This is a genomic window from Kangiella geojedonensis (genome assembly GCF_000981765.1).
In the GTDB taxonomy this organism is placed as follows: Bacteria; Pseudomonadota; Gammaproteobacteria; order Enterobacterales; family Kangiellaceae; genus Kangiella; species Kangiella geojedonensis.
In genome coordinates this window covers 1,526,433-1,545,959 of the sequence record NZ_CP010975.1, presented here as the reverse complement: position 1 = coordinate 1,545,959, position 19,527 = coordinate 1,526,433, and the positions used below count along the sequence as shown (strand labels likewise).

Below are 19,527 nucleotides of genomic sequence, written 5' to 3'. Positions count from 1 at the left end.
ATGAAATTTAAGCTAATGACAGCTGTAGTTGCCGCAACTTTTGCGGGCAGCGTAGCAGCGAAAGACGTATCTTATAACAACGCAAGCATCGGCTGGGCTCAGTCTCAATTTGACGTAGACGGCGGCTCTGACGTTGATTTAGATGGTATCAGCGGTGGCTTGTCTTTTGATTTAGCCAAGAACTGGTACTTAAAGCTTGATGCAACGAAGCAAAGTGGTGAAGAAGCTGGAATTGATTTAGACATGGATCTAACAACCGTAAACTTTGGTTTCAACACCGCAGTTTCTGCTAATACAGATTTCATCGCCGAGTTGGGTTATGCACGCTCTGATGTTGAAGCAACTTTTGGTGGCTTTACATCTTCGGAAGATGACAACGCTGCTAACGCGGTACTAGGTTTCCGTGGAATGGCGACGGATAACTTTGAATGGGGTGCATCGGTTCAACATATGGATTTTGATGACTCACTAACGTTCTTAAACCTTGAAGGTCGTTATTTCTTTACTGATACTTTCTCAATTGGTTTAGAAGGTAAGTTTGAGAGTGATGTCAACATCTATGCTCTAGAAGCTCGTTTCGACTTCTAAGTAGTTTTTAGTTTCATGAAAAAAGCAGCTTCGGCTGCTTTTTTTTGCTTTGCAATTAAGTTTAAAGGTGAGCTTACCAGCCGCCACCTCCGCCGCCGCCTCCGCCACCACCAGAGAAGCCTCCGCCTCCAGAAAAGCCACTGCTTGAACTTGAGTTAGGTGGTGCTGCTGCGGAAGATACTGTCGCAGAGAAACTATCGGAAAGGCTGTGAGTTAGGTTGCCTATGCCAAATCCAGTTGTTGAGGAAGCGAGGTACCATGTTGGAATCATGTCTGTTTTTGCAGTGTCTTTTGCTTCTGGCTGTAATTGTGGTGATAAAACATCATTGAACATGTCACCCCATGTTTTTTCAATATCAAGCGCGAAGGCGTAGGGCAAATAACGTTCAAATGTTTGCGGAGTTTTATCGAGTGGGTAACGGCTTCTCAAGGCATCAGTTTCCGCAATTGTTAAGTAATGTTTTAGGCCTTCGGCTTTATCCATAAACTGCCTACCGATAGCCGTTGGGGCTTTAAGTAATATTCCAAAGACGATATTCATTAGCATGAGGATTCCGCCGGTTACGATAAACGATATTGGGATAGAGGCGAAAGGATGCTTAAAGTTAATACCCAGTAGAATAGTGGCCGCGGACAAGGCTAATCCCCAAGCGATATATTGCCCATTAATCTTAAAATAGGTGGACTTATAGTCTGAAGCCAATGATTTTTTGTGTGCCACCATCGCTGCTCTAAAAGCTTCTTTATTGGTAGATGACTTTGTACTAACCTCATGGCTTTCATTAAATAAAGCTTTCTCTAAACTTGACTCGCCTGCTGAGAATTTTACGAATGAATTCTTTTTATGTCTTCTGATGACATAGTTGTCGTCATCTAATTCTTGGATTGTGATGTAGCCTTTAACGGCAAGAGATAATAAGCCCGTTGTGAAGGTCTTGGAGTCATAACCATTGTTAAGAATGTAGCGCATTGCTGCTGGAGACTCCTTCTTTGGTGGATCGTAAAGCGGAATAATGATGCCGGGCTTTGGATCGCGACCGTGTTTCGACCAGACGTAGTAGTAATATGCGAAAGTAAACAGCGTTCCTAGTAAGAAAATAATGAGGTGTCTATTTTGTGAAAGAACTCTGAGTAATAGTTCAATTCCGCTTGGTGCTGAGATATAACCTTTAGGTAGTCCTATTTGGATTGTAAGGCCTTGGCTTGGTAGTAGGACTCTAGTTGTTTCTAAGCTGATGCTAGTTTTACTCAAAGACGTCAACTGGACGTGGCTATCGTTACTGCCGTAATAACCGGTGAAAGCTTGGTGCTTTATGGTTTCCTTGGGGATTTCTGATGGAAAGTTGACGGTAACCGAGGCGTTAAGTATTTTGAATTTCCAGTCATTCCCCGTGACGTTCCAGTAGAGCTGGTCAACATCGTCATAAAAACCTAACTGATTATTGGTGTTGTATTTAATTCTATAGGTATATACGCCTTCTTTGAGGTATTTATCAGGGTCGCCAATGTACAAGCGCACACCGTTTCGTAAATCTCTAGTGGACCAATCTACATCTCGGCCATCTTGAGTTACCGAGTCAATATCAAAAGTTACTTGATAGTTATTACCAAATTTATCTTGATAATTCGTAGGGAACTCGCGGTAAATACCTCGGCGTATGTTTACACCTTCAGCTTTGACGATAATCGTTTCAGTGACGGTGAGTGTCGAGTCTGCGTGAACATCTATAACACTGTCAAAATTTAAAATTCGTTCATCAGCCTTTATGCAGCATGTAAAGGCGGCCATGATAAAAAGGATAAGTATTTGATTAAAGACTCGGGTCATCTATGAATCCTTTAAATCAACGGTGACTGCTTTCGCCATTTCAGGTGATTTCAATGTAAAAAACTCTGCTTCTTTAAAGCGAAACAGGCTGGCGATAAGGTTGTCGGGTACTTGCTGGAGTTTGGTGTTATAGACTTTTACGCTGCCGTTGTAGTAGCGGCGGGCGTATTGGAGTTTGTCTTCGGTATCAGCTAGCGCCTTCATTAGTTCTAGAAAAGAGTTGTTTGCTTTGAGCTCAGGATAGGCTTCTTGAAGCAGGATAAGTTTATCAAGCTTCTGGTTTATCTTAGCTTCCAAAGACTCTTGTGATGAAGGGGAGTTGTTATCTTCCGCCCTACGAAGCAGGGTCGTAAGCTCTAGAGTTTCCTGTTCGTAATTCTTATAGGTTTGAACCGTTTTGACCAGTTGTGGAATAAGGTCGTGGCGACGAGTCAGCTGTACGTCAATATCACTCCACGCCGAGCTCACTTGATTTTTCAGTGTAATAATTGTGTTGTAAGTCCATAGAGCCCATAGCGCTATTACGACGAGTATGATTATCGTTATTGTCATCTAGATGCTTCCCTAAAGTAGTCACCTAGATAATAAAGTGATAGGCGACTGATTTCAATTATAGCAGCCGCCGTTGTTATGTCGCTTTAGTTTCGAGTGTAGACTTTAAGAATAGGGTATTTACTGCTGTTGAAGGTTAGCGTGAGCGTTTGAGTTTCTTTACCTTTGAAGCTCACTTTTTCTTCGTAAGGAGTTACTCTTTTACCATTCGCATAAAGCGCCATGACTTGATCACTGACAAAAATACGGTTGCCTGTTGAACTGTTGTGTAACGTGATCGTGACTTTGCGCTCACCGTACTCGTTGCTCATGGTGACGTAATTCACCACTTCAAAGTCACTAACCTCTGGGTAAATGTTATTGTCATTGGGGAACTGGAACTCTAAGTCTTGGTTGACACTTTTATCGATGGTTAATGCATCGCGGTCATAGGTGTTGGCATGAGTTAGTGATGCAAAAAGTAAGGTTCCTAAGGTGAGAGTGATGCTATTCTTCATTATTGTCTCCTTCTAAAGCTATCTTTTACCAGTCAGTGGCAATCAGTTTTGCTTGTTCTTCACCTTCTTTTATTCGTTGTACTTGTACGGGTAGCATATTGTGTTCTAAAGCAAACCAGAAGTTGGTTTGGCGATCTCGTTTCTTTTCGTTCAGTTGAACTTTAGCAGTCATAACGTCGCCTTTGCCCGTTTTTATGACCTCTTGTCCAATAACCTTGAATTCATGGTGGCGGATACTGCCTCGATAACTAATATCAATCGCAGGGACAGGCTTTTGAGTCAGCAAATGTTCGCGAACTAGAGTGATTTGGGTTAGCTGATCCAAGTAACCAAGCTTTAAGGGTTGAGTCCACTGATCATCTTTATAAGAACCTTGTTCAATTAAGTTGTCCCAATCAAAATTTTGCAGCAAAGTCGTATCCGATCGTAAGCTCGTTTCTGAGTTACGCTGATAGACCAGAGGCAAAATCTGTCCATCTTCATCTAATGCGAATCGACTGGTTTCTTGGCGCTTGTCGGACAAAAAGTAATAGCTAATGTCGGATTCCATCGAAATTTGCCATTGGCCATTGCTGAGCTGAGTAAGCTGGCGTGAAGCCATGCCCACGTCGTCATCGTCGTGTATTACTTGGTATTTAATTGAATAGGGTATTAGTGCCGAAGGGGATTCTTGCGCTTGTCCTGATGGAGCGATGAGTAGTGCAATTACAAAGAGTAATAAGCTACTAAGCGAGTAAAAGCGGTTATTGAATGGGCTTTCCATCCAAATAGGCTTTGCCATTTTGGTAGCTGAGTCGGTCATTGCAGAATCGCGCGACCACTTCTGGATAGAGCTGATGCTCTTGCCTTTGTACTTTCTGCTGTAAAATTTGCTCAGTATCACTGTCTTCCACCTTAACTGTTCGTTGAGCGATCACTGGGCCACCATCAAGTTCGGCAGTGACAAAGTGAACGCTGACACCATGTTCCTTGTCACCATTCTCTAATGCTCGCCTGTGTGTATGCAAGCCTTTGTATTTAGGTAATAGAGAAGGGTGTATATTGAGCATCTTACCTTCGTATGGCTGAACGAACTCTGAATTTAAGATACGCATAAATCCAGCCAGCACAATCAAGTCAGGTTTAAACTCATCAATGGTTTTAGATAGTTCAGCTTCAAAAGGTTCACGACCATCAAATTGGCGATGGTCGATAACCACTGAAGGGATATTGGCGTGAGCTGCTCGAGCAAGACCTTGAACGTCAGGCTTATTGCTGATGACGCCGACAATTTGACCATTAATGGCGCCCAGCTCAATGGCGTCAATTAAGGCTTGCATGTTTGAACCGCTACCTGAAATTAAGACAACAATCCGCTTAACGTCAATCGAGCTAGTGTTTTGGGCTGCCAATGGAGTTTACCGTTATAGAATGACTGAGTCTTCGCCGTCTTCACGTGATTCGATATGGCCGACGTTATAAACCGTTTCGCCCATCGATTCCAGCATGTCTTTTGCTCTTTCAGCATTGTCTTGGCTGACCACCAAGATCATTCCAATACCACAATTAAAGGTGCGATACATTTCTAAACGGTCGACATTACCTTCTTGCTGTAACCATTGGAAGACTTTAGGTAAGCTCCAAGCATTGGTATTCACCACTGCTTTGGCTTGCTTTGGTAAAACGCGAGGCAAGTTTTCTTGTAAACCACCGCCAGTAATGTGTGATAGAGCTTTAATCTCAACTTCTTTGAAGAGGCGAAGCAGTGGTTTTACATAAATTTTAGTTGGCTCTAACAAGGTTTCGCCCAATGTCTTGCCGTTGTCGAACTCTTGGTTTACATCAGCGCCACTAACTTCAAGGATTTTGCGGATAAGCGAATAACCATTAGAGTGAGGGCCGCTAGAAGCTAAACCTAGTAACACGTCGCCAGATTTAACATTACTACCATCGATGATTTTTTTCTTATCAACGATTCCCACACAAAAGCCGGCTAAATCGTAATCGTCACCTTCGTACATGCCTGGCATCTCAGCAGTTTCGCCACCGATGAGTGAGCAGCCAGACTGCTGGCAACCCTCAGCAATGCCGGTAACAACATCTGCGGCGACGTCGACATCAAGCTTGCCTGTAGCATAATAATCTAAGAAAAACAGTGGCTCTGCGCCTTGAACGATAAGATCATTAACGCACATAGCGACAAGATCGATACCCACCGTGTCATGTTTATTCAAGTCTAATGCCAAGCGTAATTTTGTTCCTACGCCATCAGTTCCGGCTACTAACGCTGGCTCTTCATATCCACGCGGTAGATCAAAAAGAGCGCCAAACCCGCCGATATTACCTAATACTTCTGGGCGGTGAGTTTTTTTACAAACGTCTTTAATGCGGTCAACCAAGGCATTTCCAGCATCGATATCAACACCCGCATCTTTGTAACTTAGAGACTTTTTGTCGCTCATTGAATTTCCTAAAAACTAATGACTGTAGAGTAAAGTCGCAATTTTACTAGAAGCGGGCGGCTATAGAAAGCCAGATAAGAAGAAAGATACATAAAAAAAGCGGCCGAAGCCGCTTTTAAGGGGGAGAAAGTCTGGTTTTACAGGGGTAGTCGCCAGACTTTTTCAGTGATTGCTTAGTATGTCTGAATTAACGGGGTTCTTGAGGAATGATCGTTAATTCAACTCGACGGTTCTTTGAACGCCCGCTTGCGTTTTCATTTGAAGCGATAGGGTAACGCTCACCGAAACCTTTAACGTGTAAGCGACCTGCTTGAATTTCACGCTGACGTAAATAACTTGCTACACTTGAAGCACGCTTTTCAGATAATGTTTGGTTGTATGCGTCTGAGCCCACAGAGTCTGTAAAGCCTGCTACTTCAAGGTCTGTATCAACATATTTGTATAGAACCTTAGCGACAGAGTCTAATACTGGGTAGAAGTCTGCACTGACGTCATGGCGGTCAGTGTCGAAGGTAATGTCGCCTGGCATAATTAATTGAATTTTATCGCCGTTACGCTGAACACCAACGCCTGTGCCGGCTAATTCTTCACGAAGCTCAGCTTCTTGATGGTCCATGTAAGCACCAACACCAGCACCGATAGCACCACAACCAAGGGCTGCGTTACGAGCGTGCTTACTGTTTTCTGTCGCGCCAATTAAGCCACAAACTACGGCGCCAACAGCACCATATTTTACTGCTTTACTGGTCTTTTCTTCGCCCGTGTATGGGTCTAGTACGGTACAGCCTGATGCAACTAGTGCTGCCAGCGAAGCTGTAACAAATGTTTTCTTCATAGAGGTAAATTTCTTCATTGGTAATATCCTCGTGTTTCCCCAAAGTTTGATTGCATTATAAAAAAATTAAGTGAATGCAAACTGAATTGAACTTACTATATCAATTGACCGTGAAAATTATGTGGTAACAAAAGGTTAACTGTGACGCAGGCCACAAAACACCCCTCTGAATTTACACAATTTCAAGAAGTTAGGGCTTCAAAGCATAAATGGCAGGCAGGTTTCGGTATAAGCCCTGGTAATCCATTCCACAACCAAAGATATAGCGATTTTCAACTTCTAATCCAACAAAGTTAGGCTTAAATCCGCTATCAGGCTTTATATCATGTAGCTTATCAGTTAACACGACGGAGTGAACGCTGGTGGCACCAAGCTTTCGGCATTCATTATCAATGGCTTCTAGCGTTAACCCTTGATCAAAAATGTCATCCAGTAATATCACATGATGACCTTCGATTTGTTCTTTGTTTGGACGAACAGTCCAGTTGAGCTCTGAGCCACTGGTGTTGTTGCCATAGCGCGAAGCGTGCAGGTAACTCAACTGCAGAGGGAAGCTCAAATAACGCAGTAACTGACCGGAGAAATAGAGTCCTCCGTTCATTACACAGTAAGCAATAATCGGCTGATTGCTAAATTCTGGTTGCTTGAAATAATCATTCAGCTGCTTTGCCAGTGCTTCGATAGTTTGGTCAATCTTGGCTTCACTGATGATCAGGTCAACTTCGGTTTCTAAATTAAGGTTTAGTGTTTCTTTTTGGTTCACGGTATTTATTAGGTGTCTTGGTGATGTAGTGTCATGGGGCTAGTATAAACAACCCATGCTTAAGCTTCGACGGTTAATTTATGAGTAAAGAAAGCGTAATAAATTTAAAGATCGACTAGCATGGCCTAGCGTCAAACCTAAAAGCTGATAAAATAGCCGGTAAATTCGGGCTTGTTGGCTAGTTTTACCCACTATTTCAAATAATTAGCCCCGCCAATCAAAGAGCAAAACCGCTAGGATAAGGGATATGACATATTCTCGCTTACAGCTATTATTCGTGGCCAGCGTGACATTTATAGCATGCTTAGTGGCTATGCCTGCTAAAGCTGAAAAGTTAAGTAATTTATATACCGCCACTTGGCCAGTAGACAGTCAGGCAACATCAGCTCGAACTCAAGCTATTAAAAACAGCCTTCAGCAAGTCCTGATTCGAGCCAGCGGTAGTAAAGATGTGGTGCGAGCGCCAGCTATTCAGTCGGCTTTATCAGACGCTGAAAGTTATCTCCGTCGCTATTCGTATCAGCGTTTATCAGCTGCTGAACAGATGATTTATGAAAAGCCGTTGTTGCTGAAAGCAACCTTTGATCAACAGTCGATCGTTAACTTGCTGAAATCCGCGTCATTGCCTATATGGGGCGAAGATAGACCGTCAGGCATTTTTTGGATCGCATTAGATAATGGTGGAGAGCGTCGAATAGCAAGCGATCAGACCCGATCAATTGTAGCTGCTTTGGATATTGCGGCTCAAAGCCGTGGACTACCAGTCTCTTTGCCTCTGATGGATATTGATGACCAGTCGGCACTTGAGGTTGCTGATGTTTGGGGGCGCTTTGAAGCGCCTGTTGAAGCCGCGAGTAAGCGTTATGGCAGCGACTATTGGGTTGCAGCAAGCTTGTCAGAAGGCTCTAATCAGTGGCAAGCTACTTGGAAAGTGAATCTTTATGGGCAAACTCAAACCTTTACTACAAGTGGGTTGTCAGCTTATGAAGCGATTCAAGGTGCGGTGAACCGTATTGCTGATGCTTTAGCTTCCAAACTCGCTGTAGTGTTGTCGGAACAAGCACAAGAGGTTTTGATTTCGATTGAAAATATTCAGGATTTTGAATCATTCGCGAAAGCACAAACATTCCTAAATTCATTAGGCATGGTTCGCTCGGCAAGCGCAGTTGAAGTGTCGAATGACAGAGTCCTTTTTAAGGTAGAATCACTTACTTCTCCACAAAACTTGATCGAAGCGATAAAATTAGGGAATAATCTGCAGCGGTCTGAACCTAGTTTTGGTGGTTACGACACGACTAATGAGCAGTTAAGAGGCGACTTCCACTTTGTTTGGGGCCAGCCTTAATATAAAAATAAGTTAATAAAAACATGGGTTTAAATACAATTCCAAACATTATAACCGTTATGCGAGTGGTGCTTATCGTACCGTTCGCGTATTTTATGTGGCAGCAGGAATATGTCACTGCATTGGTTATATTTCTTATTGCTGGTGTCTCAGATGGCCTAGATGGGCTTTTGGCCAAGCGTTTTAATTGGCAAAGTCGTTTTGGTTCTATAACCGATCCCTTGGCAGATAAAATCTTATTATTTGTGGCCATTTTACTGTTGGTTATGAAAGGACAGTTGTCTTGGTCGCTATTATGGATTTCTACTGGGCGCGATATTTTTATTGTGGGTGGAGCGACGGCCTATCATTATTTGGTCGAGCCTTATGAAATGCGTCCATCATTGATTTCCAAATGGAACACGGCACTTATGATACTTTTAGTGTTGCTAGTGTTGGTGCATCTGGCATGGTTTGCTTTACCTGTTCAATTATTAGAAGTATTAGAAATATCAGTTATCTTGACCTGCATTATTAGCGGTCTGCACTATACCTGGTTAGGTATTTGTCATTACCGAACTCGTGACAGTCGAAGCTCACTCAAGTCACAGGTTCAAAGTAATGACGAAGTATCAGGTAAAGCTGCAGGAAAAGCCGTTGAGAAAAGCTGATTCAGGAACTGATCATCATGCAACAACTTCCTCTCGATATTGAAATTAAAGCTGACGCCACTTTCGGCAACTTTGTGACCGGTGGTGACGATAACGCCCAATTGGTATCTATGCTGGAGAAAGTAGCAGAGGGTGAGTCTGAGTTTGTTTATTTATATGGTGAAACTGGCACTGGGCGTAGCCATCTTTTGCAAGCTTTTGCGCAGCGCTATTCTGAGTGTCTGCCGCAAGCCTTAATCGCTTATATCCCACTTGATAATATGCAACTGGTTCCTGATATGGTTGAGGGGTTAGCCGGATTTGACGCTGTTTGTATTGATGGACTAGAACGCTGTTTAGGGGATAAAGCGTGGGAGACTGCGTTATTTAATCTCTATAACCAGCTTAAGGAACAAAATAAGACCTTTATTATTGCTGGTATGGAAGCTCCGCAGCAACTTAAGGTAGGTTTAGCAGATTTGAAATCGCGCTTGAGTGCCATGTTAATTCATGCAATTCAACCGCTCTCTGATGTAGATAAGCGGTTGTTAATTCAAAAGAAAGCCGAAGAACGAGGTTTAGAGCTAACAGAAGAAGTGGCTATTTTTTTACTATCTCGCCAGCAAAGAGACTTACCTTACCTTTTGGGGATGTTAGAAACCCTGGACCAAGCATCTTTACAAGCACAACGACGCTTAACGATTCCATTCGTCAAGCAGGTTTTAGAACTTTAGCTGTTTGCTTCTTCGAATAAAAATTCTAGACTTGTTTTCGCATGGCGTAAATGTGGAATAACAATAGAACCACCGACTAACATCGCCACGCCCATGGCTTCATCCAACTGCTCTTTATTCCAGCCTTGTTTGACCGATTGCTCTAAGTGGTAATCAATACAGTCATTGCAACGTAAAACCATCGAGGCGACGAGGCCAAGAAGTTCTTTGGTTTTACTATCAAGCTGTCCTTCACCATAGGCTGTTTTATCGAGCCCAAAAAAACGCTTAATCAACAAACTATCAGTATCTAAAGCTTTTTCATTTCCCGCTTCACGCTCGGCGCGAAACTGTTCAAAAGGGTGGAGATTCTTGTCAGACATATTCATTCATCCAAAACCTAAAAAAGTCATTGTACAAACTTGGTTTATAAGCACAAGTAAAAGCCATGCTGGAAACTGTTTTCAGTGGGTTTTCTATGGTATAAAAGGGGGTGGTCTGGGAGAGCTATGAGGAAAATTGCTCGTATGAGTGACGCAAAAGAAGAACTCTATAAAATTTTAGTTCAAGGCGCCGATGTTTGGAATAAGTGGCGCAAGGACAATGCAAAAGAAGAAATTATTTTAGATGGATTGGATCTACGAGGACTCGACTTGTCGGATTGTGATTTGTCGGAGGCCAGCTTTGTTGGAGCGAACATCGCCTATGCAGATTTGAAGAATTCTGTATTAATTGCAAGTAATTTGACCGATGCTAATCTTTGTTACTGTAACCTTTCTAATGCTAAATTAATTGCCGCCAATCTAAAGCAAGCAAACATGAGTCATGCTAACTTACTGCATGCCAATTTGCTGACGGCAATTTGTCATCGTACGGACTTGTCCAACGTTGATTTACGCGATCATGATCTTAGAGGTCAGGATTTGCGTGAAGCCAATTTGAGTGGTGCTGATTTGCGGGGACAAAACCTTGAAGGGTTGGATATGCACGGTGCCAAATTAATCGGCACCAAAATGGAGCGAGTTAACCTTCGTGATACTAACCTGAATGGCGCCGATTTATCGGATGTTGACCTTTCAAACTGTAATATTGATGGCGTTACATTTAAGAATGCTAACTTAAGTAATGTTAACTTATCCTCGCAAAATTTAGCGGGCTTTAACTTGTCTAAAGTAAATTTGCAGGGCGCTGATCTGCGCAGTGCGAATTTATCAAAAGCCAATCTTGATGGCGCCAAATTAAGTTCTAGTAAGCTGTGGCAAGTTCAAACTAACGGTTGGTCTATTCGCAACATTGAGTGCTCTCATGCAAGTTGGGATCAGCGCGGTCGAGACTTTACTCATTATTCGCCTAATCAGTTTGAGAAGTTATTCTCTGACAAAATTACTTTTACCCTTCGTTACCAGCGAATGCTGTCTTATCAAGACTTGGCGACTTTGCCGTTTTTGATTGAGCATCTCGAAGCGAGCTACTGGGGCTGTAAGTTACGGATTCGTGATATTCGAAATGAGCCTGGCGATACGAGAGCAATATTAGTGGTAGAGGATACGGGCGGTTTGAATCCATCCGTGCTTGAAAGTAGCTTACAACAAGAAGCGGATAAGCTTCAGTCTATTCAAATTAGTTTGCAGTCAGAGCGAAAACTTCAGTTTGAAATTCGTGAATCACTTCAGGCGATTAAAGATAAGTACTGGCCAAAGCTGTTGGAACTGTCGGAAATAGATAGTGATGCTAAAACTCGTCGTTTAGCTGTACTATTTACCGATCTAAAAGGTTTTTCTAACTGGAACGAAGATGAACGAACCGACAAATTATCCTTGTTCAGAGGTTTGTTAAAGCCCGTACTTAAGAAATGGAACGCCAGTTATCCTAATATGGAAGGTGATTCATTGAGAGCGACATTCCAGTCGGTTGAGCAGTCGCTACATTGTGCTGCGATGATGCAACGAGTATTGGCTGGAGCGGGGTTCTCGCTGCGTATTGGCTTAGACATTGGTGAAGTTAAGATCACACACAATGAAATTACTGAGCAGCTTGATATTGAGGGTGATGCCATTAACTTTGCGGCACGCCTAGAGGGCATGGCTGATTCTGGGCAGGTACTTGTTTCCGAGAATGTACGCCACTATGCCATTCAGTCTGACGCGCCGTTTAACTTTAAAGAGCATCGTTTAGCCCTGAAAAAGGCTGTTGGCGATAAGCAAGCTGGCGACACGATCGTGTGTTATAGCTCAACGAACACGTTAGAGGAACAGTGAATAATGCAGCGGTTGCCTAATTTGTTAAAACAGTTCTCTTTGGCTTGTGGGTTTTTGTCAGCTCTTGGCTTTACTCAGGTCGCTTCTTCGCAGTCGCAAGACATTATGATTTTACCGCTAATGGACGGCCCTAACGGAAAGTATGTGTCTTTAGAACCAACGCATGTTACCGAGCGGGATGGTTATGACAACCAACCCAAGTTTGGCCCAAAGGGTGATGTTTTGTATTTTACGCGTATGCTTGATAAGAAGTCAGGTGAAGGCCAACAAACTGATATTTTCAAATACCAACTGTCGGACGCTTCCTTTACTAACGTAACCCAGACGGATGATATTAGTGAGTATTCCGCGACACCATTTTCGGAAGGCTATATCTCAGTTGTAGCGGTTAATCCAAAAGGGCAGCAGCACTTGAGGCTAGTGAGCACTGTTAACCAAGAACAAAAGGTTTTACGCGAAGACATTGAGCCGGTTGGGTATTATGGCTGGTTAAACTCTACCAAAGCCGGCGTGTTTGTACTTGGTGACATTATGACGCTACAGATTCTTGATACGGAGTCCAATGAGCAACCGCGTGTTCTTGCCGAAAATATAGGGCGTTGTTTCGAAGCCGTAGCCACTGACTTGGTAACCTTTACCATTGAAGAAGAGGGGATTCATCACCTGTATACGCTAAATGATGAAGGGGACTTAACTTCCGCTAATATCAAGCTTCCTGAAGGTGTGCAGGATTATACTTGGTTAGACCAAACCCACGTGGTGGTGGGGCAAGACTCGAAGTTATTACTTGTTGATGCTGCTACGACCAAGGAGCTGGCTGATCTTGGAGAGTTAGGCGTGTCAGGTATTACTCGGCTTGCCTTAAGTCCTGATAAGAAGACTGTGACGATTGTTTATAATCGATCTGAATAATTCGAGTAAATACACCAGATACAAAAAAGCCGCTTTTTAGCGGCTTTTTCGATTTCCAGTATTAGTTAATCAAGATTAAACCTTTGGACCTGCTTTGATTAACTCTTGAGCTGCTTCGTTGTCAGCAAAACGGTTGAAGTTTTTGATGAACATAGAGGCTAACTCTTTTGCTTTAACTTCCCATTGGCTTGGATCTTTGTAAGTGTCTCTAGGATTTAAAATACCTGTATCGACACCATTCAGTTCCGTTGGAATGGCTAAATTAAAGTATGGCAAGTTCGCAAACTCACACTGTTCGATAGAACCATCCATGATGGCATCGATAATACCGCGAGTGTCTTTAATTGAAATTCGTTTACCTGAGCCGTTCCAGCCTGTATTCACCAAGTATACCTCAGCGCCAGATGCTCTTACGCGCTTCTCTAGGACTTCTGCATACTGTGTTGGGTGTAAGCTTAAGAAGGCTTCACCAAAGCAGGATGAGAAGGTTGGTGTTGGTTCAGTAACACCACGCTCAGTACCGGCTAATTTAGCGGTAAATCCTGAAAGGAAGTAATACTGCGTTTGCTCTGGCGTTAGCTTAGCCACAGGCGGCAAAACACCAAATGCGTCAGCGCTTAGGAAAATAACCTTGTTGGCGTGACCAGCTTTAGACACTGGCTTGACGATATTGTCGATGTGATAAATCGGATAGGAAACACGTGTGTTTTCTGTTTTGCTATTATCATCAAAGTCGATATTACCTTTCTTATCAACAACGACATTTTCTAGCAATGCGTCGCGTCGAATAGCACGATAGATATCGGGCTCATTATCTTCTGACAGGTTAATTGTTTTAGCATAACAACCGCCCTCAAAGTTAAACACACCGTTGTCATCCCAGCCGTGTTCGTCATCACCGATGAGTGCGCGCTTAGGGTCTGTTGATAAGGTTGTTTTACCGGTGCCAGATAGGCCGAAGAAAATCGCAACATCGCCGTCTTTACCGACGTTTGCTGAACAATGCATTGAAGCAATGCCTTTTAGCGGAAGTAGGTAGTTCATCATTGAGAACATGCCTTTTTTCATTTCTCCGCCGTACCATGTGCCGCCTATCAGCTGAATTTTTTCAGTTAAGTTGAAGGCCACGAAGTTTTCTGAATTCAAGCCATGCTCTTGCCACTTGTCATTCACGGCTTTAGAGCCGTTCATGACGACAAAGTCTGGCTCAAAATCTTTAAGCTCTTCATCGCTAGGGCGGATAAACATGTTCTTCACGAAGTGCGCTTGCCAAGCGACCTGAGTAATGAAGCGAACTTTAAGACGAGTGTCCTCGTTTGCACCACAGAAGGTATCTACGACGAATAGGCGGCTCCCAGACAACTGTTCTGTGACCGTTCCTTTTAAATCATCCCAAACAGCAGGAGTAATCGGTTTATTATCGTTAACACCGTTCTTAGACCACCAAACAGTATCGCGAGTAATATCATCTTCAACGATATACTTATCTTTTGGAGAACGGCCCGTGAAAATGCCTGTATCGACCGTTACTGCACCCATATTGGTGACAGTGCCGCGCTCATAGCCGCTAATGTCATCTCGGGTTTCTTCTTCGTAAAGTGTGTCGTAGGAAGGGTTGTAAACGATTTCGTGGACTGAATGGATGCCATATTGGCTCAAGTCAACATCGCGCGACATGTGGTACTCCTCGTTTGCAAAGTTTGGCTTTGCGCTGCAATAGTTTAATAACAATTTGCTATTTGAAAATTGCACGTAATTATGCCAAAAAAATTGGGTACTGGCGAGGTTAAATGAAACTTATTTGCAATATTTCGATGGTTTTTTCGAATGTCTCGAATTTTAAGCGCTCATATCCCGATGATAGATAATTTTTCTAATGACATAAGCCCTGAATTCTTAGCGAAATTAGGGCTTTATCGGGGATGTTAAGGGAAGTTAGCCGTTTCTTGAAAGGGACAACTTGGCAAGCTCCACTAAAGCGGTTTTGAATTCGGTATTAGGCAATGGCGTTAATGCGTCAATAGCTTTTTTAACGGCCTTTTCAGCAGCTTGATATGTGTATTCGATGGCATTAGTTGCCTTTACAATGCTCAGGACTTGCTCCAGATCGTCCAAACCGCCTTGCTCGATAGCTTTGCGGATGACTGCTTGGTCGGAATCGTTAGACTGAGTTAAGGCATAGATTAATGGAAGCGTTGGTTTGCCTTCGGCAAGGTCATCGCCCACATTCTTTCCCATGTCTTCAGCGTTGGCCGCATAGTCAAGCGCATCATCGATAAGCTGAAAAGCAATGCCTAATTGTAGTCCATATTGGCGTAATCCTTTTTCAACTTGCTCCGATGCGCCACACAGTACTGCGCCTAGCTGAGTTGCTGCGGCAAAAAGGATTGCGGTCTTGCGCTCAATAACTTGGTAGTATGAGTCTTCACTGACTTTGGGATCGTTGATGTTCATCAGCTGTAACACTTCGCCAGCAGCCACCTCATTGGTGGTGTCGGCTAAAATGTTCAATACTTTCATATTGTTGACTTCGACCATCATCTGGAACGAGCGGCTGTATAGGAAATCGCCGACTAAGACAGACGCTTGATTGCCAAACAGTTCGTTGGCGGTTTCACGGCCACGTCGCATGCTGGACTCGTCCACGACGTCATCATGAAGTAAAGTGGAGGTGTGAATAAGCTCTATGACAGCCGCTAGCTTGGCGTGGTCATAACCTTCGTAACCTAATGATTTTGCAGCTAAAAGAACGAGCATGGGGCGCAGTCTCTTGCCGCCTGCAGCAACAATATAGTGTCCCACTTGATCAACCAAAACCACATCAGACTTGAGGCGGTCTAAAATCATTTGGTTAGTGGCCTCGAAGTCAGCTTCTACCAAGGCACGGATATCGTCCAGAGTCATTGTCTACCTTATAATTTATCGACAATTGCCGTTCAATGTGACGGTAAAAAAGTGTTAAGATCGTAAATCCTAAGACTTGGGTCACGCTGAAACTGCCAACTGCTTTAAAATAATTGCTTGGCAATCCTAGTTAGGGGAGGCCTTCGGGTCAAGCTTTTCTAGTGATATTTTTCAGGCATTCGTGACCCGTCGGAAGCTCTTGAGGCGCGAGACTTTTGGCTAAAAGGCCTAAATTCAGGGTAAAACAGTCGTTTCCTCCTTTTTTGGCCTTAAAGCCTTGCTTTGCAGGTGGTTTTCGCTTAAAATTCGCGCCCTCAAATATGAAAGCCATTGAGCAATACATATTAACCTTCTTGTTGAGATATATAAGAGGGTCTATAACCGGAGAATCAATATGTACGCAGTAATTAAAAGTGGTGGTAAGCAACACCGCGTAAAAGAAGGCCAGGTAGTGCGTCTTGAGAAGATCGAGGCGGAAACTGGTGCAACAATCGATTTTGAAGACGTTTTAATGGTCGCTGACGGCGATAACGTTACTTTAGGTACACCAGTTGTTTCTGGTGCTGTGGTATCAGGTGAAGTTGTTAACCACGGTCGTGCTAAGAAAGTGAACATCATTAAGTTCAAGCGTCGTAAGCATCACATGAAGCGTCAAGGTCATCGTCAGTGGTTCACGGAAGTGAAAATCAACGGTATTGCTCTTGATGGCGCTAAAAAGCCTGCTAAGAAAGCAGAAGCTAAAAAAGCTCCAGCGAAGAAAGCTGCAGCAAAAACAGACGGTGATGATTTAACTCAATTATCAGGCGTAGGTCCAGTTATCGTTAAAAAATTGAACGAAGCTGGAATCACTACATTTAAACAAATCGCTGAGTGGACTGCTGAAGATGTAGCGCACTTTGACGAAGAATTAAGCTTTAAAGGTCGTATCGAGCGTGAAAACTGGATTGACCAAGCTAAAGAATTGATGAAAGGAGAGTAAACGATGGCTCATAAGAAAGCTGGTGGTAGTACTCGTAACGGCCGCGATTCCGAAAGTAAACGCCTTGGTGTTAAACGCTTTGGTGGTGAAGAAGTAAGCGCGGGTAGCATTATCGTTCGTCAACGTGGTACTAAGTTCCACGCTGGTAACGGTGTTGGTCTTGGTCGTGACCATACAATTTTTGCAAAAGTTGATGGTAAAGTTAAGTTTGAAGTTAAAGGTAAAGACAAACGTCGTTTTGTTTCTATCGAAGCTTAATCAAGCTTGAGTTTAAGAAAAAGCCTCAGCCTTTGCTGGGGCTTTTTTGTATTGTATAGCTGATGACCAGATATTCAGTTAGGATATTTGGTGAATACTAGTCCTTCTATGGCACAATAGAACTATGAAATTTGTAGATGAAGTAGCAATAAAAGTAAAAGCAGGCGATGGCGGTAACGGTATCGTGAGCTTCCGTCGTGAGAAATATGTTGCCCGAGGTGGGCCTGACGGTGGCGATGGTGGCGATGGCGGTAACGTCTATATTGTTGCTGATGAAGAGATGAACACTTTAGTCGATTATCGTTATGTTCGCTTCTATCAGGCGACCCGTGGCGAAAATGGCCAAGGCCGCAACATGACCGGCTCTAAAGGTGAGGATCTCATCTTGAAAGCCCCTATAGGCACTCAAATCACTGATAAAGAGACTGGTGAGATCGTGGGTGATCTAACTAAACCTGGTGAGAAGCTTCTGGTGGCTAAAGGTGGTTTTCACGGTTTAGGCAATACTCGCTTTAAAAGCTCGATCAACCGCGCTCCTCGTAAAGCAACGCACGGTACACCAGGCGAAATGCGTGAATTGCGTATGGAGCTAAAAGTACTGGCTGATGTTGGACTGCTGGGGTTACCTAATGCGGGCAAGTCGACTTTTATTCGTGCGGTGTCTTCTGCTAAGCCGAAGGTCGCTGGCTACCCGTTTACGACGTTAATTCCAAATTTGGGTGTTGTTCGTATTGATACGGAATCGAGCTTCGTGGTTGCTGATATCCCTGGTGTAATTGAGGGTGCAGCAGAGGGCGCTGGTCTAGGGATACGCTTCTTACGTCATTTAGCGCGTACCCGAATCTTGCTACATATCGTTGATTTAATGCCTTATGACGAGTCAGATCCCGTTGAAAACTTTAATGGCATCATGAACGAGCTTTATAAATACAGCGAGAGTAAAGATATTTCACTTAAGGATAAGCCGGTCTGGTTGATTTTCAACAAGACTGATTTAATGAGTGACGAAGATAATCAGGAAAAGATGAATGATGTTCTGGAGCGCCTTGATTGGGACGGTCCTGTTTTTAAAATGTCTGCGATTAAGAAGGAGGGTACTCGAGAGATTTGTAACTCGATTATGGACTATTTAATCGAGCATCCACAAATCCGTAAGTTTACTGCTGAAAAGACTCAAGAAGACTTCCACTGGCCAGATCCTGGCTCGATGGATGAGGCTGAGCAGGGTTCCTTTGATGGTTTGGAGCCTGAGTGGGTTGAAGATTTTGAAGACGATGGCGTGGAAGTGGTCTATGTCGATCCTAATCAAGTGCCTGATGACCAAAAATAATCGTTGGTCAAAACTGAATTAAAAAAGCCGCTTTTTGCGGCTTTTTTGTGGGTAAGATCAACATAGCCCAGTAATTATAGTTCTTTTTAAGGCAGTAAAGCATAGCCGTCCTGCTGTAATGTCACTAACATTGTCATGGCGGATAAAGCCAAGCTGACTTCTGGCATTAACTCATTCTTATCTATCTTACTGAATGCTGCTGACTGTCCGCATAGATAGAACTTTACGCCTTTATTCGTCAGAGCTTTTATCAGCTCACTATTAGGGTTATCTGTGCCGTGACGCTCTTTATAGGCTTTATGGCTTAGGGTGTCTTTAGTTGAAGCGCCATGCATCACCACAGCAATGTCCATATTCTCGACCGGAACACCATTGGCTGCATGCATGTTCATGTAACGTGCAACACTTTCGATATAACGATTATGGCTGGCTTTATTGTCATCCGTTTTTGTGACATCAAATACAACTTTGAGTGTTTCATTTTTTACGATTTCAACATCACGGTTCTCGATTTTAAAGTAAGGGCCGTAGTCGGCTATCGCTGGTCCATAAAGTGGCTTCTCTTTACCAAATGATGAAAAACTTGTTAATACAATAATCGTGGTCAGTAGTAGTGTGCGCATTGTGAACTCCGCTTTGGTTTGTAGGAAGCTTAGCAGATTAGGTGCATAAAAAAAGCCACTCTATGAGTGGCT

General features: G+C 43.3%; 21 protein-coding genes. 9 read left to right on the top strand and 12 right to left on the bottom strand.

What is annotated here, in order from left to right:
• Complete coding sequence (locus TQ33_RS06905; RefSeq protein WP_046561403.1) at positions 1 to 588, top strand: outer membrane beta-barrel protein; 588 nt, start codon at positions 1 to 3, stop codon at positions 586 to 588.
• A gap of 73 nt (positions 589 to 661) precedes the next feature.
• Here TQ33_RS06905 and TQ33_RS06900 read toward each other — a convergent pair whose 3' ends face one another.
• The 8 genes from TQ33_RS06900 to TQ33_RS06865 all read right to left on the bottom strand — a co-directional run bounded on the left by TQ33_RS06900 (position 662) and on the right by TQ33_RS06865 (position 7,504).
• Complete coding sequence (locus TQ33_RS06900) at positions 662 to 2,416, bottom strand: DUF2207 domain-containing protein (protein ID WP_046561402.1); 1,755 nt, start codon at positions 2,414 to 2,416, stop codon at positions 662 to 664.
• The gene (locus TQ33_RS06895; protein ID WP_046561401.1) at positions 2,417 to 2,968 is read right to left on the bottom strand and encodes a LemA family protein; all 552 of its coding nucleotides are present in this window, start codon (positions 2,966 to 2,968) and stop codon (positions 2,417 to 2,419) included.
• A gap of 86 nt (positions 2,969 to 3,054) precedes the next feature.
• On the bottom strand, positions 3,055 to 3,465 hold the full coding sequence (locus tag TQ33_RS06890) for a hypothetical protein (protein ID WP_046561400.1): 411 nt from the start codon (positions 3,463 to 3,465) through the stop codon (positions 3,055 to 3,057).
• Between the two features lie 25 nt (positions 3,466 to 3,490).
• Positions 3,491 to 4,246 (bottom strand): DUF3108 domain-containing protein, encoded by a 756-nt coding sequence (locus tag TQ33_RS06885; protein WP_046561399.1) that lies wholly within the window; start codon positions 4,244 to 4,246, stop codon positions 3,491 to 3,493.
• Positions 4,209 to 4,856 (bottom strand): phosphoribosylglycinamide formyltransferase, encoded by a 648-nt coding sequence (purN, locus tag TQ33_RS06880; RefSeq protein ID WP_046561398.1) that lies wholly within the window; start codon positions 4,854 to 4,856, stop codon positions 4,209 to 4,211. Before purN ends, TQ33_RS06885 begins: the two co-directional genes overlap by 38 nt.
• A gap of 12 nt (positions 4,857 to 4,868) precedes the next feature.
• Positions 4,869 to 5,906, bottom strand: coding sequence for a phosphoribosylformylglycinamidine cyclo-ligase (gene purM / locus TQ33_RS06875; protein WP_046561397.1), 1,038 nt, complete (start codon positions 5,904 to 5,906; stop codon positions 4,869 to 4,871).
• A 187-nt stretch (positions 5,907 to 6,093) separates the two neighbouring features.
• Positions 6,094 to 6,741, bottom strand: a complete 648-nt coding sequence (locus tag TQ33_RS06870; protein ID WP_144405995.1) for an OmpA family protein — start codon at positions 6,739 to 6,741, stop codon at positions 6,094 to 6,096.
• Positions 6,742 to 6,931: 190 nt separating this feature from the next.
• Positions 6,932 to 7,504: a hypoxanthine-guanine phosphoribosyltransferase gene (locus tag TQ33_RS06865; protein ID WP_046561395.1), complete on the bottom strand. Its 573-nt coding sequence runs from the start codon at positions 7,502 to 7,504 to the stop codon at positions 6,932 to 6,934.
• 247 nt (positions 7,505 to 7,751) lie between these two features.
• Here TQ33_RS06865 and TQ33_RS06860 point away from each other — a divergent pair, with 247 nt between their 5' ends.
• Genes TQ33_RS06860 through hda form a run of 3 tightly spaced genes read left to right on the top strand, consistent with a single transcriptional unit; the run spans position 7,752 to position 10,212 of the window.
• Positions 7,752 to 8,849 (top strand): DUF2066 domain-containing protein, encoded by a 1,098-nt coding sequence (locus TQ33_RS06860; RefSeq protein WP_052735230.1) that lies wholly within the window; start codon positions 7,752 to 7,754, stop codon positions 8,847 to 8,849.
• Positions 8,850 to 8,872: 23 nt separating this feature from the next.
• Positions 8,873 to 9,499, top strand: a complete 627-nt coding sequence (locus TQ33_RS06855; protein WP_046561394.1) for a CDP-alcohol phosphatidyltransferase family protein — start codon at positions 8,873 to 8,875, stop codon at positions 9,497 to 9,499.
• A 17-nt stretch (positions 9,500 to 9,516) separates the two neighbouring features.
• Positions 9,517 to 10,212: a DnaA regulatory inactivator Hda gene (gene hda / locus TQ33_RS06850; protein WP_046561393.1), complete on the top strand. Its 696-nt coding sequence runs from the start codon at positions 9,517 to 9,519 to the stop codon at positions 10,210 to 10,212.
• Here the strand turns inward: hda and TQ33_RS06845 are convergent.
• Positions 10,209 to 10,574: a carboxymuconolactone decarboxylase family protein gene (locus tag TQ33_RS06845; protein ID WP_046562361.1), complete on the bottom strand. Its 366-nt coding sequence runs from the start codon at positions 10,572 to 10,574 to the stop codon at positions 10,209 to 10,211. The two genes, hda and TQ33_RS06845, sit on opposite strands and share 4 nt — an antisense overlap.
• 144 nt (positions 10,575 to 10,718) lie before the next feature.
• Between TQ33_RS06845 and TQ33_RS06840 the strand changes: the two genes are divergently transcribed.
• Together TQ33_RS06840 and TQ33_RS06835 are read left to right on the top strand one after the other, a co-directional pair.
• Positions 10,719 to 12,449 carry a pentapeptide repeat-containing protein gene (locus tag TQ33_RS06840; protein ID WP_228640059.1) on the top strand — a complete coding sequence of 577 codons (1,731 nt, stop codon included), beginning with the start codon at positions 10,719 to 10,721 and terminating at the stop codon, positions 12,447 to 12,449.
• Between the two features lie 3 nt (positions 12,450 to 12,452).
• Entirely contained in the window at positions 12,453 to 13,361 is a 909-nt protein-coding gene (locus TQ33_RS06835) for a hypothetical protein (protein WP_052735229.1), read from the top strand.
• A 75-nt stretch (positions 13,362 to 13,436) separates the two neighbouring features.
• Here TQ33_RS06835 and pckA read toward each other — a convergent pair whose 3' ends face one another.
• The gene (gene pckA / locus TQ33_RS06830) at positions 13,437 to 15,038 is read right to left on the bottom strand and encodes a phosphoenolpyruvate carboxykinase (ATP) (RefSeq protein ID WP_046561392.1); all 1,602 of its coding nucleotides are present in this window, start codon (positions 15,036 to 15,038) and stop codon (positions 13,437 to 13,439) included.
• A 258-nt stretch (positions 15,039 to 15,296) separates the two neighbouring features.
• Positions 15,297 to 16,265 (bottom strand): octaprenyl diphosphate synthase, encoded by a 969-nt coding sequence (gene ispB, locus TQ33_RS06825; RefSeq protein ID WP_046561391.1) that lies wholly within the window; start codon positions 16,263 to 16,265, stop codon positions 15,297 to 15,299.
• A gap of 394 nt (positions 16,266 to 16,659) precedes the next feature.
• Between ispB and rplU the strand changes: the two genes are divergently transcribed.
• The 3 genes from rplU to cgtA all read left to right on the top strand — a co-directional run bounded on the left by rplU (position 16,660) and on the right by cgtA (position 18,832).
• The gene (gene rplU, locus TQ33_RS12210; RefSeq protein ID WP_046561389.1) at positions 16,660 to 17,244 is read left to right on the top strand and encodes a 50S ribosomal protein L21; all 585 of its coding nucleotides are present in this window, start codon (positions 16,660 to 16,662) and stop codon (positions 17,242 to 17,244) included.
• A gap of 3 nt (positions 17,245 to 17,247) precedes the next feature.
• Entirely contained in the window at positions 17,248 to 17,502 is a 255-nt protein-coding gene (gene rpmA, locus TQ33_RS06810) for a 50S ribosomal protein L27 (RefSeq protein WP_046561388.1), read from the top strand.
• 124 nt (positions 17,503 to 17,626) lie between these two features.
• A complete protein-coding gene (gene cgtA, locus TQ33_RS06805) occupies positions 17,627 to 18,832 on the top strand; it encodes an Obg family GTPase CgtA (RefSeq protein WP_046561387.1) in 1,206 nt (401 codons plus the stop codon).
• An 86-nt stretch (positions 18,833 to 18,918) separates the two neighbouring features.
• On the opposite strand, the gene TQ33_RS06800 is transcribed toward cgtA, so the two are convergent.
• The gene (locus TQ33_RS06800; protein ID WP_046561386.1) at positions 18,919 to 19,455 is read right to left on the bottom strand and encodes a DsrE family protein; all 537 of its coding nucleotides are present in this window, start codon (positions 19,453 to 19,455) and stop codon (positions 18,919 to 18,921) included.
• Positions 19,456 to 19,527: the final 72 nt, after the last annotated feature.

Excerpts from the sequence above, each read along its gene's own strand:
- TQ33_RS06905 (WP_046561403.1), top strand. The coding sequence starts at position 1 with ATGAAATTTAAGCTAATGACAGCTGTAGTTGCCGCAACTTTTGCGGGC.
- TQ33_RS06900 (WP_046561402.1), bottom strand. The coding sequence starts at position 2,416 with ATGACCCGAGTCTTTAATCAAATACTTATCCTTTTTATCATGGCCGCC.
- TQ33_RS06895 (WP_046561401.1), bottom strand. The coding sequence starts at position 2,968 with ATGACAATAACGATAATCATACTCGTCGTAATAGCGCTATGGGCTCTA.
- TQ33_RS06890 (WP_046561400.1), bottom strand. The coding sequence starts at position 3,465 with ATGAAGAATAGCATCACTCTCACCTTAGGAACCTTACTTTTTGCATCA.
- TQ33_RS06885 (WP_046561399.1), bottom strand. The coding sequence starts at position 4,246 with ATGGCAAAGCCTATTTGGATGGAAAGCCCATTCAATAACCGCTTTTAC.
- purM (WP_046561397.1), bottom strand. The coding sequence starts at position 5,906 with ATGAGCGACAAAAAGTCTCTAAGTTACAAAGATGCGGGTGTTGATATC.
- TQ33_RS06870 (WP_144405995.1), bottom strand. The coding sequence starts at position 6,741 with ATGAAGAAAACATTTGTTACAGCTTCGCTGGCAGCACTAGTTGCATCA.
- TQ33_RS06860 (WP_052735230.1), top strand. The coding sequence starts at position 7,752 with ATGACATATTCTCGCTTACAGCTATTATTCGTGGCCAGCGTGACATTT.
- TQ33_RS06855 (WP_046561394.1), top strand. The coding sequence starts at position 8,873 with ATGGGTTTAAATACAATTCCAAACATTATAACCGTTATGCGAGTGGTG.
- hda (WP_046561393.1), top strand. The coding sequence starts at position 9,517 with ATGCAACAACTTCCTCTCGATATTGAAATTAAAGCTGACGCCACTTTC.
- TQ33_RS06845 (WP_046562361.1), bottom strand. The coding sequence starts at position 10,574 with ATGTCTGACAAGAATCTCCACCCTTTTGAACAGTTTCGCGCCGAGCGT.
- TQ33_RS06840 (WP_228640059.1), top strand. The coding sequence starts at position 10,719 with ATGAGTGACGCAAAAGAAGAACTCTATAAAATTTTAGTTCAAGGCGCC.
- TQ33_RS06835 (WP_052735229.1), top strand. The coding sequence starts at position 12,453 with ATGCAGCGGTTGCCTAATTTGTTAAAACAGTTCTCTTTGGCTTGTGGG.
- pckA (WP_046561392.1), bottom strand. The coding sequence starts at position 15,038 with ATGTCGCGCGATGTTGACTTGAGCCAATATGGCATCCATTCAGTCCAC.
- ispB (WP_046561391.1), bottom strand. The coding sequence starts at position 16,265 with ATGACTCTGGACGATATCCGTGCCTTGGTAGAAGCTGACTTCGAGGCC.
- rplU (WP_046561389.1), top strand. The coding sequence starts at position 16,660 with ATGTACGCAGTAATTAAAAGTGGTGGTAAGCAACACCGCGTAAAAGAA.
- rpmA (WP_046561388.1), top strand. The coding sequence starts at position 17,248 with ATGGCTCATAAGAAAGCTGGTGGTAGTACTCGTAACGGCCGCGATTCC.
- cgtA (WP_046561387.1), top strand. The coding sequence starts at position 17,627 with ATGAAATTTGTAGATGAAGTAGCAATAAAAGTAAAAGCAGGCGATGGC.
- TQ33_RS06800 (WP_046561386.1), bottom strand. The coding sequence starts at position 19,455 with ATGCGCACACTACTACTGACCACGATTATTGTATTAACAAGTTTTTCA.